At 64.2% G+C, this 13,342-nt stretch carries 13 protein-coding genes; 4 read left to right on the top strand and 9 right to left on the bottom strand.

Translation table 11 applies throughout. From position 1 onward, the window contains the following. On the bottom strand, positions 1–537 hold a 537-nt coding region (locus CAG00_RS17215), incomplete at its 3' end, for a POTRA domain-containing protein (protein ID WP_305880051.1). A 196-nt stretch (positions 538–733) separates the two neighbouring features. Between CAG00_RS17215 and CAG00_RS17210 the strand changes: the two genes are divergently transcribed. Next, the gene (locus CAG00_RS17210) at positions 734–1,426 is read left to right on the top strand and encodes a response regulator transcription factor (protein WP_075045281.1); all 693 of its coding nucleotides are present in this window, start codon (positions 734–736) and stop codon (positions 1,424–1,426) included. Continuing rightward, positions 1,423–2,685, top strand: a complete 1,263-nt coding sequence (locus CAG00_RS17205) for an ATP-binding protein (protein WP_085664886.1) — start codon at positions 1,423–1,425, stop codon at positions 2,683–2,685. The genes CAG00_RS17210 and CAG00_RS17205 overlap by 4 nt, the downstream gene beginning before the upstream one ends. A gap of 193 nt (positions 2,686–2,878) precedes the next feature. Here CAG00_RS17205 and CAG00_RS17200 read toward each other — a convergent pair whose 3' ends face one another. Continuing rightward, positions 2,879–3,346, bottom strand: a complete 468-nt coding sequence (locus CAG00_RS17200; RefSeq protein ID WP_025339219.1) for an Lrp/AsnC family transcriptional regulator — start codon at positions 3,344–3,346, stop codon at positions 2,879–2,881. 166 nt (positions 3,347–3,512) lie between these two features. Between CAG00_RS17200 and CAG00_RS17195 the strand changes: the two genes are divergently transcribed. Next, positions 3,513–4,763 (top strand): Zn-dependent hydrolase, encoded by a 1,251-nt coding sequence (locus CAG00_RS17195; RefSeq protein WP_085664885.1) that lies wholly within the window; start codon positions 3,513–3,515, stop codon positions 4,761–4,763. 79 nt (positions 4,764–4,842) lie between these two features. Continuing rightward, complete coding sequence (locus CAG00_RS17190; RefSeq protein WP_085664884.1) at positions 4,843–6,057, top strand: diaminopropionate ammonia-lyase; 1,215 nt, start codon at positions 4,843–4,845, stop codon at positions 6,055–6,057. A gap of 149 nt (positions 6,058–6,206) precedes the next feature. Here CAG00_RS17190 and CAG00_RS17185 read toward each other — a convergent pair whose 3' ends face one another. The 7 genes from CAG00_RS17185 to CAG00_RS17155 all read right to left on the bottom strand — a co-directional run bounded on the left by CAG00_RS17185 (position 6,207) and on the right by CAG00_RS17155 (position 13,313). After that, on the bottom strand, positions 6,207–7,391 hold the full coding sequence (locus CAG00_RS17185; protein ID WP_085664883.1) for an MFS transporter: 1,185 nt from the start codon (positions 7,389–7,391) through the stop codon (positions 6,207–6,209). Positions 7,392–7,615: 224 nt separating this feature from the next. Further along, complete coding sequence (locus tag CAG00_RS17180; protein ID WP_046614108.1) at positions 7,616–8,086, bottom strand: Lrp/AsnC family transcriptional regulator; 471 nt, start codon at positions 8,084–8,086, stop codon at positions 7,616–7,618. 20 nt (positions 8,087–8,106) lie between these two features. Then, a complete protein-coding gene (locus CAG00_RS17175; RefSeq protein WP_085664882.1) occupies positions 8,107–9,402 on the bottom strand; it encodes an FAD-binding oxidoreductase in 1,296 nt (431 codons plus the stop codon). 97 nt (positions 9,403–9,499) lie between these two features. Continuing rightward, on the bottom strand, positions 9,500–10,339 hold the full coding sequence (locus CAG00_RS17170; protein WP_085664881.1) for an ABC transporter substrate-binding protein: 840 nt from the start codon (positions 10,337–10,339) through the stop codon (positions 9,500–9,502). 61 nt (positions 10,340–10,400) lie between these two features. Continuing rightward, positions 10,401–11,165 carry an amino acid ABC transporter ATP-binding protein gene (locus CAG00_RS17165; protein WP_085664880.1) on the bottom strand — a complete coding sequence of 255 codons (765 nt, stop codon included), beginning with the start codon at positions 11,163–11,165 and terminating at the stop codon, positions 10,401–10,403. A gap of 15 nt (positions 11,166–11,180) precedes the next feature. After that, a complete protein-coding gene (locus tag CAG00_RS17160; protein ID WP_085664879.1) occupies positions 11,181–12,146 on the bottom strand; it encodes an amino acid ABC transporter permease in 966 nt (321 codons plus the stop codon). A 285-nt stretch (positions 12,147–12,431) separates the two neighbouring features. Continuing rightward, complete coding sequence (locus CAG00_RS17155) at positions 12,432–13,313, bottom strand: LysR family transcriptional regulator (protein ID WP_025339213.1); 882 nt, start codon at positions 13,311–13,313, stop codon at positions 12,432–12,434. Positions 13,314–13,342: the final 29 nt, after the last annotated feature.

Here is a 13,342-nt window from a genome sequence, read left to right as displayed (position 1 = left end):
GATGTGCTGGATGGCGGCGACGGTGCCTTCGTTGATCTTGATCTTCAGTGCCACACGGTTGCGCGGCTGCGGCACCACCTCGGCGTCGACCTCGGCCGAATAGCGGCCCTGGGCCACGTATTGGCGCTGCAGTTCGTTACGCACACCTTCGAGGGTCGCACGCTGGAAGATCTCGCCTTCGGCCAGGCCGGATTGCTTCAGGCCTTTCATCAGGTCTTCGGTGCTGATCGCCTTGTTGCCTTCGATCTCGATGCTCGACACCGACGGGCGTTCGACCACGTTGATGATCAGGACATTGCCATCGCGGTTCAGCTGAATGTCCTGGAAGAAGCCAGTCTTGAACAGGGAACGGGTCGACTCCACCAGTCGGCGGTCATCGGCCTGGTCGCCGACGTTCAGCGGCAAGGCACCGAAGACACTGCCGGCGGAAACCCGCTGCAGGCCATTGACGCGGATGTCGGCGATCCTGAAGGGGGAGGCCTGGGCCAGCGTGGCGTTCAGCAGCAGGACGGAGAGCAACAGGCGCGGGTAGTTCATCGAGGGTTCCAGACAAGCGGATTCGGAGGGAGCAAGCGCGGGCAACCCGCATGCAGCGGGCGATGAGGATACGGGCGGGCTATGTTCGGCGCGGTTAGCCGAGGGTAAAGATGTGTAAAGTCCGACCGGCCGGCGGTGACAGTGCCGGCCGCCGGGGCGATCATTGCAACCCCTGAAATCACGATTCCTGGCCCTGATGATCCCTGTGCTGCTGGTCGACGATGACCGCGAACTCACCGAAATGCTCTCCTTGTACCTGGCCCGCGAAGGGTTCCAGGCCACCGCCGTCGGCACTGGCGAGGAGGGCGAAGCCCAGGCATTGACCGGCAACTATCAGGTGGTGGTGCTGGACGTGATGCTGCCGGGCATTTCGGGCATCGAAGTGCTGCGGCGCGTGCGCGCGCGCAGCCAGGTACCGGTGCTGTTGCTGACTGCCCGTGGCGACAACATCGACCGCATCGCCGGCCTGGAGCTGGGTGCCGATGACTATGTGCCCAAGCCCAGCTCCCCCGGCGAACTGGTGGCGCGCCTGCGGGCGATCCTGCGCCGTGTTCAGCCGCAACTGATGGGCGAAGGCATGGTGCCCGAACAGGTGCGCAGCGGTGCCCTGAAGATGTGGCCCGGTCGACGCGAGGCGCACTGGGGCGCTGCCATCCTCGAGCTGACCGGCTCCGAGTTCAGCCTGCTCGAAGCGTTGGCCCGCCAGGCCGGCCAGCTGGTCAGCAAGCAGGACCTGTCGCTCAATGCCCTGGGCCGGCCGCTGACCCGTTACGACCGGCGCATCGACGTACACATCAGCAGCATCCGGCAAAAGCTCGGGCCGCGCGCCGATGGCAGCAGCTGGATCCAGAGCGTGCGCGGCATGGGCTACATGCTGATCGTCGAATGATGCGCCGGCGCCTGTTCTGGAAGCTGTTCCTGGCCTTCTGGCTGGCCAACACCCTGACCTTCCTGGTGGGCGCGGGCGCCTTCATGCTCAATGACCTGCGTGGTGATACCCCGGCGCTGCGCTCGCTGCTGGCTACCGAACTGCAGCTGTTGCAACGTTACGGCGAGCAGGCTGGCCGACAGTTGCTCGAGGTCTCGCCGCAGCCGCCGGATGTGCAGGTGGGCCTTTACGATAGCCAGGGCCGGTTGCTGGCCGGCAGGGCGGTGCCAGTGGCCCGGTTCGAGCAGGCGCAGAGCGATCGCGACGGCCGCCCGCTGGTGCTGCGCGCTTCGGTGGCCACGACCATTGGCGAGCCACCACGCCCGCGCGGCATGGGCCCGCTGTTTACCGGCACGCTGATGAGTGCGCTGTTCGCCTTCCTGTGCAGCCTGTACCTGACCCGCCCGCTGGCCTGGCTGCGCGAAGCAATGGGCCAGGTCGCCCAGGGTCGTTTCGAGGTGCGGGTCAAACCCAGGCTGGGCAAACGCCGTGACGAAATCGTCGAACTGGCCGAAGACTGCGATCGCATGGCCGGTCAGCTCAAGGCGTTGGTGCAGGCGCAGCAGAACCTGCTGCACGATATTTCCCACGAACTGCGCTCGCCTCTGACCCGCATGCATGCCGCCATCGGCCTGATGCGCCAGCAACCGGACCGGCTCGACATGCTTGAACGGGTGGAGCGCGAGTCGCGGCGCATGGACGACCTGATCGAGCAACTGCTGACCCTTGCTCGCGCCCAGTCCCGGCAGGGCGACGACTTCGCCACCCTCGATGTGGTCGAACTGCTGGCGCAGATCGTCGAAGACGCCCGCTTCGAGGCCGGCATGAAGCAGTGCCAGGTTTGCTTGCAGGCCCAGGGCACATTTATCACTCATGGGCATGAAGAACTGCTGTACCGGGCGTTCGAGAACATCATCCGTAATGCCGTGCGCTACACCGCAGCAGGTACCGAGGTGTTGGTCGAGGCCGCGCTGGCGCCGGGCGGGCAATGGTTGCAGGTCAGCGTCAGCGACCATGGCCCGGGTGTCGAGCCGGCGCGCCTGCAGCGCATCTTCGAGCCATTCGACCGCGGCACCGACAGTAACGGTGACGGCTTTGGGCTGGGCCTGGCGATTGCCCAGCGGGCCGTTGCCTTGCACGGCGGCAGCATCACCGCATTGGCCGCCGCGAGTGGCGGGTTGCGGGTGCGCATCGAGCTGCCGCAGGCAAACCCTGCGTGAGCAAGGCCGCTCCAAGGGAACTGCACTTATTGAATTAGCAGGGCCCCTGTGGGAGCGGCTTTAGCCGCGAACACCGGCGCAGCCGGTGCCATGCACCGCGTTGGATTCTTCGCGGCTAAAGCCGCTCCCACAGGTACATCGCTGTTCTCGAGGTTGTCGCTGTACCTGTGGGATCGCAATCGCAATAAAGGCTTCAAGGCGTGAGGGTCGGCACGAACATGCCCGTCTTCACATTGCTCATCGACACCAGCGTCTTGAAGCGCTTGACGTTGTTGTTCTCGAAGAACAGTTCGCGCGTCAGCTGGGTGTACTGCTCCATGTGCCGCACCAGCATGATCAGCACGAAATCGCACTCTCCGGCCACGTAGTAGCACTGCTGCACCTGCGGGCAGGCGAGGAAGGTGCGTTTCATCTCGTCCAGCAGGTCCAGCCGCTCGTTCTCCACTTCAACCTCGGTGATCACCGTCAGCGTGTACCCAAGCTGCTCCGGGTTCACCTGTGCCACCGTGCCGCGGATCACGCCGTCGGCCGCCAGCTTCTTCAGCCGCCGATTGACCGCTGCCGAGGACAGGTTGACCTGCGCACCGAGGTCCAGCTGTGAAGTACCAGCGTCGCGCTGCACGGCGTCGAGCAGGGCCAGGTCGAAGTGATCGAGGGGCATGAAGGGGCCTCTGTAGGTAAACAGCGGTAAACGCCGGGAATGCGTAATAAAAGTGCGCGCAAAGGCCAAAAATCAAGCTTTTCGTGCATGGCGAGCGAATAGAATTCTCCCATGAACAAAAACGGCGGTGTAGAGCCAAGGCTTTGCACCCAGGGAGAAACGGTTGATGAATGCGAGTACCCCACTGCAACTGAACGGCGCTTTGCTGCTGCAGCAGATCCGTGCACTCGGCCAGGTAGGCGCTGACGCCACCCACGGCGGGCGCACCCGGATTGCCCTGAGCGATGCCGAAAAGGCCGGGCGCGACCTGCTGGTCGGTTGGATGCGCGAACTTGACCTCGACGTGCAGGTCGACCGCATCGGCAACATTTTCGGTACTTTGCGCGCTGCCGCCGACAGCGGTGAGCAACACTCACTGATGATGGGTTCGCACATCGATACCGTCATCAACGCCGGAGCCCTGGATGGCTGCTATGGCGTGCTGGCCGGGTTGGCGGTGATTCGGGCCTACCGGGATGCCGGGCGCTTGCCTGAGCGTTCGATCACGGTCGGCGCATTCACCAATGAAGAGGGTGTGCGCTACCAGCCCGACATGATGGGCTCACTGGTACATGCCGGCGGCCTGCCCTTGCAGCAGGCGCTGGACACCCTTGGCACAGACGGTACGCGGCTTGGCGATGAACTGGCGCGCATCGGCTATGCCGGCACGCTGGAGCCTGGCGCCATCGTGCCGCATGAATACCTCGAACTGCATATCGAGCAGGGGCCGATCCTCGAAGCCGAGAACACCCTGATAGGCGTGGTCGAGAACCTGCAGGGCATTTCCTGGCAGCAAGTAGAGGTGAAAGGGCACGCCAACCATGCCGGCACCACGCCGACCCACCTGCGTCATGACGCAGGCTTCGTCGCCAGTGCCATCGTTGCCGAGTTGCGCGCCATGGCCGTGGATTCCGGCACGACCCTGGCCACGGTGGGCTGCATGCAGTTCGAGCCGAACGTGATCAACGTCATCCCGCGCAAGGCCACCTTCACCGTCGACCTGCGCGACCCCGACGAAACCTGCCTGGCTTACGCCGAAAATCGCCTGAGCCAATACCTGGAGGCGCTTGCCGAGCGCGAAGGGGTCACCATCACCACCGAGCGCCTGGTGCGTTTCGAACCGGTGATCTTCGACGCAGGCCTGGCGGATGCCATAGAAGCCTCGGCGCAGCGTTTCGGCTTCAGCCACCGGCGCATGACCTCCGGTGCTGGCCACGACGCGCAAATGATCGCCCGCATTGCCCCCGCCGCGATGATCTTCGTGCCCAGCCAGGGCGGCATCAGCCACAACCCGCGCGAGCATACCGACGACGAGCAACTGATCCAGGGCGCCCAGGTACTGCTGGATGTGGTCAGCCGTCGCCTGACCCACCCCTGATCCCCACTGTAATGCCCCGCCCGCTGAAGCCTGGTTTCAGCGGCATGGGCTTCCTGTTGCCTGCAGAAAGGAGTACCGCATGTTTGTTTCCAACCCCAAGGCTGGTCGCCGGCCTTACCCGCAAGCGTTGCAAGAGGTGATGAGCATTGCCAGGGCTGAAGAAAGCCGCCAGTGGCTGGCCGGCTGGGCGCGCTTGAACGCTGGCGCTACGCCGCTGTACACCCTGCCTGACCTGGCTGCCGAGCTGGGTGTTGCCCAGGTGTCGGTGAAGGATGAATCGGTGCGCTCGGAACTGGGCAGCTTCAAGGCCCTGGGCGCGCCGATTGCCTTGGTCCGGCTGATCCGGCGTACCTTCCCCGCGCAGCAGTTCGACCCGCGTGGCTTGCTGGAAGGCCAGTACGCCGACCTGCTGGCGCAGTTCACCGTGGTCAGCGCCACCGATGGCAACCATGGCAAGGGCCTGGCGGCCGCCGCGCAAAGTATCGGCTGCCGCTGCGTGATCGTGCTGCATGCCAACGTCAGCATCGAGCGCGAACAGGCGATCGCGGCCTATGGCGCACAGATCGTGCGCATTGCAGGCAATTACGACGAGTCGGTCGAGCATGCTGCGGAGCTGGCGACCAGCAATGGCTGGACCGTGGTTTCCGATACCTCCTATGAAGGCTACGAAGTGATCCCGCGTGACGTGATGCAGGGCTACGGCACCATTGCTGCGGAAATCATCGAAGCCACTGCCGGGCAACCGCCGTTCACCCACGTGTTCCTGCAGGGCGGGGTGGGCGGCCTGGCGGCCGGCATCGTCAGCTACCTGTGGGAGCACTACGGCGCACAGCGCCCGCTGTTGGTCATGGTCGAACCGGAGCAGGCGGACTGCCTGTACCAGAGCGCCTTGCTCGGCAAGCCGGCCAGGGCGACCGGCTCGGTGGACTCGGTAATGGCAGGCCTGGCGTGCGGCGAGACATCGCCGCTGGCCTGGCGCTTCCTGGAGCCGAGCGTCGATTACTTCATGACCATCAGCGATGACCAAGCTGTCGCCGCCATGCGCCGTCTGGCGGCTGGCAGCGCTCGCGACATTCCGCTGGTTGCCGGTGAGTCCGGCGTCGCCGGCCTGGCCGGGCTTGCCCACCTGGTAACGGATGCTGGCGCATCTGCCGACCTGGGTATCGACGGCAACGCCCGCATCCTCTTCATCAGTACCGAAGGCGCCACCGCCCCCGGCGTATATGCCGACCTGCTGGGCGAGTCGGCCAGCTCGGTACTGGCCCGCCAGCAAGCCTGGCGCGTTGAAGTTTGATTCGGGGGCCGCATTGCGGCCCTATCGCGACGCAAGGCCGCTCCCACAAAGATGGCCTCGTCCTAGAGGGCAATGCAGAACCTGTGGGAGCGGCCTTGTGTCGCGATAGGGCTGCGCAGCAGCCCCAAAGTACAGAACCGCATTCGGTCCTAGTGCCCACCCTTCATCCGCCGTGCCACCAGGTAGATCCCCAGCCCGACCAGCGCCGTAGCCGCGCCGATGTACCCGGTGCTGGTCCAGCCCATGCCTGCGGTAATCGCCATGCCGCCCAGCCACGGCCCCAGCGCATTGGCCAGGTTGAACGCCGCATGGTTGGAGGCCGCCGCCAGGCTTGGCGCTTCATGGGCAATGTCCATCAGGCGGATCTGCAACGGTGCCGCCAGGGCAATCATGGTGCCGACCAGGCCAATGCCCAGCAGCAGGCTCCACAGCGCCTGGGCGGCAAAGCTGAAGAACAGCAGCACGGCAATCGACCACACCAGCACCAGCCCGACGGCGCGGAACTGCAGGCGGTCGAACAGCTTGCCTCCGGCGATGTTGCCGACAATGCCACCGACGCCGAACGCCGCCAGGCCGAACGGAATCCACTGCGGCGACACCTGGGTCACCTGCAACATGGTCGGCGCCAGGTAGCTGAACACACAGAACATGCCGGCAAAGCCGATCGAGGCGATGCCCAGCGCCATCCACACCTGCGGCAGGGTGAAGGCTTGCAGTTCCTTGCGCGGGTCGCTGCGCACTTCATCGTGGCGCTGGGGCACGAAGCGCCAGACCAGGGCGATGGTGCACAGGGCGATCGCGCCAACCAGCACGAACGCCGAGCGCCAGCCGAAGTACTGGCCCAGCAAGGTGGCGATCGGGTTGCCGAGCAACATGGCCAGGGTCAGCCCCATCATCACCCGGGCCACGGCCCCCGCCCGCTGGTCCTTGGCTACCATGCTCGACGCCACCACCGCCGCGATGCCGAAGTAGGCGCCATGGGGCAGGCCGCTGATGAAGCGGAAGGCGACAAGGCCACCGAACGAGGGGGCGAAGGCGGTAGCCAGGTTGCCAAGGGCATACAGCGCCATCAACAACAGCAGCATGTGCTTGCGCAACAGCCGGGCACCGATGATCGCCAGTGTCGGGGCGCCGACCATCACCCCCAGCGCATAGGCGCTGATGGCATGGCCCACCTGGGGCTCGCTCAATTGCAGGTTGCTGGCGATATCGGGCATCAGGCCCATGATGGCGAACTCGCCGGTGCCAATGGCAAAGCTGCCCAGCGCCATGGCGGCTTCCATCTTCGCGACGGTAGTTTTGCTGGGGAGAGGGGGTAATTCCTGAACTGACATCTGGATCCTTGTTGAAACATGCTGAAACGTTCAAGGCGGGATCATAGTCAATCCGTGACGGTGACGTCGAGGAAGCTGGCCGGCTTCCTGGACCTGCGGCATGAACAGCACCTGTGGGAGCGGGCATGCCCGCGAAGAATCCAGCGCGGAGGATGGCACCGGCTGCGCCGGTGTTCGCGGGCACGCCCGCTCCCACAAGGCTCTGCACAAGCCTGGGAGGGGGATTACAACGTCAGCTTCTTGCTGAACTTGGTCTCCATGACAATGTGCGACGCCGTATGGGTCACACCCTTGATCATGTTTATACGGGTCAGTTCGGCATTCAGTTCGCCCAAGGTGTGGGTGGTCAGGTGGATGATGAAATCCATTTCGCCCGATACCGCGTACACCGCCTGCACCGACTCCATCTTGCGCAAGGTGGTCATCACGTCGGTGTAGCTCTTGTTGCTGCAGGAGGTCATGGTGAAGCAGTTGATCACCTGCTGCAGCTTGTCCTGGTCGATGCGCACGCTGTAGCCGGTGATCACGCCGGCATTTTCCAGGCGGTTGATGCGCTCCTGCACCGCCGAGCGCGACACACCCAGCTTGCGTGCCAGCGAGGCTGTGGGCTCGCGGGCGTTGGCCTGCAGCAGCGCCAGCAGTTGGCGGTCCTTTTCGGTAAGTTTGAACAGCGCGCCGGGGGGGAGGGCGTCCATGGCGATTCCTGGTTGTCGTTCTAGTTGTTGTACTGCGAGCGCGCTTCCTGGAACCGGTCCATCAGTTTCAGCCCGGCATACACCGCTTGTGCCGCAGCAGGCCCAAACGGTCCGCCGTTCCATTCCAGGCCATAGGCATCGAACAGGCGATAACGGTCGGTTTCGCCGCACACTGCCTCGGCGACTACCCTGGCGCCCACGGGTGCGGTGTTCATACCATGGCCCCCAAATGAAGTACAGGCCCACAACCCCGGGCCCAGAGGGCCGATGTGCGGCATCTTGTGGCGGGCGTAGCCCATCAGCCCGGACCAGGCCTTGGCGACTTTCAAACCCTGCAGCTGCGGATAAACGCTGAGGATGTCACGGGTCAGCAACTGCCCGAGGCGTTGTTCGTCCTGCAGATTGCGGGTGGTGATATGGCCACCCCACAGCAGGCGGTCACCTTCGACGATGCGGTAGTAATCCGAGGCGCGGCGGTTGTCGCCGACGGCATCCGTGGTACGTACCACGTCATTCAGGCGTTCACCCAGGTGTTCGGTGAGTACCACGTAGGTGGCGATCGGCAGGAAAGCTCGGCGCAGCCGGCCGAACTCGGCGCCGCCGTAACCGCCGCAGCAGTACACCACATCGGCACAGGTGACCGCGCCGTGGGCAGTGGTTACGCGGTGGCGCCCGGCCACGCGTGCTACCCGCAGCATGGGCGATTGCTCGTGGATACAGCCGCCGGCAAGCTCGACCAGCTCGGCCAGGCCCAGGCAGTAGTTCAGCGGGTGGAAATGAAAACCATGGCTGTCGCGCAGCCCCTGGTAGTAGCAGTCGGTGTTCAGGTGGCTGCGTAGCGTCGGGGTATCCAGGTATTCCATCTCGAAACCGAAGTCACGGGCCATGCGGTCGCGGGTGCGCTGCAGGTTGTCGGCGTCGTCGTAGCGCACCACGCTGAGTTTGCCGGTGGTCGCGGCACAGCCTGGCAGCTGGTGGCGGGCGATGGTGTCGCGGACGATATCGACGCCCTCCAGTGACAGCCGGAACAATGCCGCTGCTGTCGGCTTGCCGCAGCGCCGCTCGATGGCCGACAGCCCTTCGGACCAGCCCTGCAGCACGAAGCCGCCATTGCGCCCTGAGGCCCCCCAGGCCACTCGCGCGGCTTCCAGCAATACCACCGAGCGCCCGCGCGACAGCAGTTCCAAGGCTACGCTCAGGCCCGCCAGGCCGCCGCCGATGACGCATACATCGGCCCGGGTTTCGCCGGCCAAAGCCGGGCGCTGCGAGGCCGGGCGCATGGTTCCGGTGTAGTAGTTGTTGCTGTAGCTGGACATCGGCTGGGTCATCCTTTTACTGAGCGTTGCATGTTCTACGGGCACGCGGGGGCCGCACGCCCTTCAGCTGAGGGGCGCTGGCCTGTGGGTGATGGGGTTATTGCACTTGCGTGAGGTCGGCGCCGTACCACTTCTCGGACAGCTGCTTCAGCGTACCGTCGGCCTTCATGCTTTCGACGGCCTTGGCCAGTTCGGCATTGAAGGCGTCGTCGCCCTTGTCGGTGGCGATGGCCAGCGGTTCGTAGTAGGCGGGCTTGCCCTGCACCGGGGCAATCGGGTAACCGGCCTTGATCGCGCCCATGATGGTCGGCAGCGGCGACAGTGCGGCATCCAGGCGGGTGCCGTTGCCCATGCGCAGGTCATCCAGCGGGCCCATGCTGTCGCCGTAGGTCTGCACATCGCCAGGCTCCACGGTGTAGCTGAACGCAGGTACGTCCGCCGCGTCGATCTTCAGCCGGCGGTTGATGTAGTCCTCGGAGGTAGTGCCGGCCTCGACGCCGATGGTCTTGCCATTGAGGTCGGCAGCGCTGGCGCCGGCGGCATCCTTGTGCACTGCGAACATGTAGGGGGTGTAGTAGTAGATGGCCGGGAAGTCGAGTACGCGGCCACGCTCGGTGGTAGGCGTCATCGAACCGACCGACAGGTCCCAGCGGCTGGCCCAGCGCCCGGCAGTGATGATGCCGTACTCGGGGGTGACAAACGCTACCGTGGTGCCCATGCGCTTGCCGATTTCTTTGGCAACATCGATGTCGAAGCCCTTGAGGGTGTTGTCCTCGCCGAGGAACGACTGCGGTGGCCAGTTGGCGGCGGTGGCCACTTTCATGACCTTGCTCTGGTGGATGCGATCCAGGGTGGCGCCCGCCCAGGCGGCGCCGGTCATCAGGGCCAGGCTGCCGGCGACGGCAGTGAGGGCAAACAAGCGTGCAAGTGGGTTCATTCGGTAAGTCTCCGGGTATGCAATTGTTGTTGTGGTGTTGGCACAGCGGTAGACACAGGCCTCAGTGGCTGAGAATCTGCGAAAGGAACTCCCTGGCGCGGGCATGGCGCGGGTTGTCGAAGAAGTCGTTGGGCCGGGCCTGCTCGATGACCTGGCCTTGGTCCATGAAGATGATGCGGTCGGCGACCCGGCGGGCGAAGCCCATTTCGTGGGTGACACAGAGCATGGTGATGCCATCCTGGGCCAGCTCGCCCATCACATCGAGCACTTCCTTGACCATTTCCGGGTCCAGTGCCGAAGTGGGTTCGTCGAACAGCATGATCCGCGGCTTCATGCACAGCGCGCGGGCAATGGCTACCCGCTGTTGCTGGCCACCGGAAAGCTGGCCGGGGAATTTGTCGGCTTGGCTGGCGATGCGCACCCGCTCCAGGTACTCCAGGGCCAGGGCGCGGGCCTGGGCCTCGTTGAGCCTGCTGACCAGGCGCGGACCGAGCATCAGGTTTTCCAGCACGGTCAGGTGCGGGAACAGGTTGAACTGCTGGAACACCATGCCGACCTGGCGACGAATGGCGGCCACGCTGGCGGCATCACGGTCAAGCGGGTTGCCGGCAATCAGCACCTCGCCTTTCTGGAAGTCCTCCAGCAGGTTCAGGCAGCGAATCAGTGTGGACTTGCCTGAGCCTGACGGGCCGCAGACCACCACGATCTCGCCGCTGGCGATTTCCAGGTCGATACCCTTGAGTACATGAAAGTCGCCGTACCATTTCTGCAGACCGCGGATCGATACGGCGGCCTGGGCGGCAGCTGGGGTGACTACTTGGTTCATCGTGATGCTCCTCGATCAGCGGTGGGCGCGGTCGAAACGTTTTTCCAGGCGCGACTGCACGGCTTCGAGCAGGATCGACAGCACCCAGTACAGGACGGCGGCGGTAATCAGCATTTCCAGGTGGCGGAACTCTGCGCGGCCCTGTGTGCGAGCCAGGAACATCAACTCCCACACGCCGATCACTGACACCAGCGAGCTGTCCTTGAGCATGGAAATGAACTGATTGCCGGTGGGCGGGATGATCAGTCGCATCGACTGCGGCAGGATCACCCGGGTCATTGCCTGGAAGGGGGTCAGGCCAATTGCTCGCGAGGCTTCCCACTGCCCGCGCGGAATGCTGCTGATGCCGGCGCGGAAGATTTCCGTCATGTAGGCGCCATAGCACAGCGACAGGGCCAGGATGCCCGCCGGCACTGCACCGACCACGTAGCCGAGTTGGGGGATGCCGAGATAGATCAGGTAGATCTGGATCAGCAGCGGTACACCGCGGAAGAACGAGGTATAGAAACTGGCGATGGCGATGGCGAAGCCGTTGGACGACAAGCGTGCAGTCGCACCCATCAGGGCCAGGACGAAAGCGATGGCGATCGAGATCGTGGACACGTAGACGGTGGTGAACACCCCTTGGGTGATCATGAAGCCGACCTTGCTGGCGATGAAACTGTAAGACAGGTCGAAAGTGTCGAAGAACAGCAGGAACAGCAGCAACAGTTCGAACCAGACGGTGATTACCTGGGCCCGTAGCGCAAAGCGGCCGAGGATGAACAGATTCAGCACCAGGGTGACGGCCAAGGTGGCGGCCACGGCGATGTTGCGCATTAGCGGTGCCTGCAGGTCGAGCACGATCGGGCCCATCAGCCGGGCCAGGCTACCGTCGCCCACACCGTAGAAAAGGGCGAGTGCAAAGATCACGGCGGTGGTCAGGGCCATGAACGCAGGGTTGTCGGTCGCACGCGGTTTGACGATATGGTCTCTGTACATGGGGTCGTGCCTCACGGAGCTGGGCTCGTTTGTTGTTGTGAGGCCATTGTAGGGAGGCGAAGCGCAGGCAAGAACCTGACGGATTGCAACGATTGACAGGTTTGTAATGGCATTTGACGGGTGCATTGCCTGACATTTGCTGCCTGGGTCCCGTCAACTCGTTTGCCACCGGATGCGCCGGTATTCGCGGCTAAAGCCGCTCCCACAGGGATCACTGCAGGCTTGCGGTATGCACAACCCCTGCGGGAGCGGCTTTAGCCGCGAAGAGGCCGGAACAGGCTGGCCTCAACGCTCCAGGTAATGGGTCTGCGCGGCAAAATCGATGAAGCGCTTGCTGGCCAGCGACAGGTATTCCCCCGAGCGCCAGCACAAGCGGAAGCTCATCTGCTGCGCTGGCTGGAACGGTACGCCGACAATGCCCGGCGTGCGTTGTTGCACCGAGCGCAGCAAGGTCGCCACGCCCATGTTGTCCAGCGCGGCCTGTACCACCAACGATACGAAGTTGCTCTGCAGTGCTACCTGGTACGTGATGCCATGTTCGGCGAAGAACGCATCCAGCAGGTGGCGCTGCACGAAGGTGCGGTCGAATACCACCATGTCGGTATTGCGCAGGTCCTCGGCCGTGAGGAAGGCCTTGCCGGCATAGGGATGGTCAGGGTGCATGCACGCCAGCATCTCGTCGCTGCCCAGCAGGATCGATTCCTTGTCGGGCGGCACGCGCCTGGACTCCAGCAGCGCCAGGTCGATTTCCCGTTGTTCCAGGCGATGGCCAATGTCCTCGGCACTGCCTTCGAACACGGTCATGGCAATGCCCGGGTACAGCTGGCGGAAGGCGTTCATCAAGCCGGGCACATAGTGCAGGCCGAACATCGGCGGGATACCCAGGCGCACTTCGCCGCGCTTCAGGTCGGCCATGTCGCGCAGTTCTTGCCGGGCCACATCCATTTCGCGCAGGGCCGATTCGATACGTGGCAGGAAGCGTTCGCCCTCGGCTGTCAGGATGACTTTGCGCGTGGTGCGGTTGAACAGGGTGACGCCCAGTTCTTCTTCCAGGCGGGTAACAGCCATGCTCAGTGCCGGCTGGGCAATATGCAGGTGCTGCGCGGCTTTGGTGAAGCTGCCTTGGCGCACGATCTCGACGCAGCAGCGCAATGCCTTGAGGTTCATTGAGGGGGTTTACCGTTCATAACAAACTG

This window comes from Pseudomonas sp. B5(2017), from assembly GCF_002112825.1.
In the GTDB taxonomy this organism is placed as follows: Bacteria; Pseudomonadota; Gammaproteobacteria; order Pseudomonadales; family Pseudomonadaceae; genus Aquipseudomonas; species Aquipseudomonas putida_Z.
The sequence above is the reverse complement of the archived record's forward strand: the minus strand, read 5'-3'. Positions and strand labels throughout refer to the sequence as shown.

Coding starts and splice junctions, on each gene's coding strand:
- CAG00_RS17185 (WP_085664883.1), bottom strand. CDS start 7,391: ATGTCAGTTCAGGAATTACCCCCTCTCCCCAGCAAAACTACCGTCGCG.
- CAG00_RS17175 (WP_085664882.1), bottom strand. CDS start 9,402: ATGTCCAGCTACAGCAACAACTACTACACCGGAACCATGCGCCCGGCC.
- CAG00_RS17205 (WP_085664886.1), top strand. CDS start 1,423: ATGATGCGCCGGCGCCTGTTCTGGAAGCTGTTCCTGGCCTTCTGGCTG.
- CAG00_RS17170 (WP_085664881.1), bottom strand. CDS start 10,339: ATGAACCCACTTGCACGCTTGTTTGCCCTCACTGCCGTCGCCGGCAGC.
- CAG00_RS17160 (WP_085664879.1), bottom strand. CDS start 12,146: ATGTACAGAGACCATATCGTCAAACCGCGTGCGACCGACAACCCTGCG.
- CAG00_RS17200 (WP_025339219.1), bottom strand. CDS start 3,346: ATGCCCCTCGATCACTTCGACCTGGCCCTGCTCGACGCCGTGCAGCGC.
- CAG00_RS17210 (WP_075045281.1), top strand. CDS start 734: ATGATCCCTGTGCTGCTGGTCGACGATGACCGCGAACTCACCGAAATG.
- CAG00_RS17165 (WP_085664880.1), bottom strand. CDS start 11,165: ATGAACCAAGTAGTCACCCCAGCTGCCGCCCAGGCCGCCGTATCGATC.
- CAG00_RS17195 (WP_085664885.1), top strand. CDS start 3,513: ATGAATGCGAGTACCCCACTGCAACTGAACGGCGCTTTGCTGCTGCAG.
- CAG00_RS17180 (WP_046614108.1), bottom strand. CDS start 8,086: ATGGACGCCCTCCCCCCCGGCGCGCTGTTCAAACTTACCGAAAAGGAC.
- CAG00_RS17155 (WP_025339213.1), bottom strand. CDS start 13,313: ATGAACCTCAAGGCATTGCGCTGCTGCGTCGAGATCGTGCGCCAAGGC.
- CAG00_RS17190 (WP_085664884.1), top strand. CDS start 4,843: ATGTTTGTTTCCAACCCCAAGGCTGGTCGCCGGCCTTACCCGCAAGCG.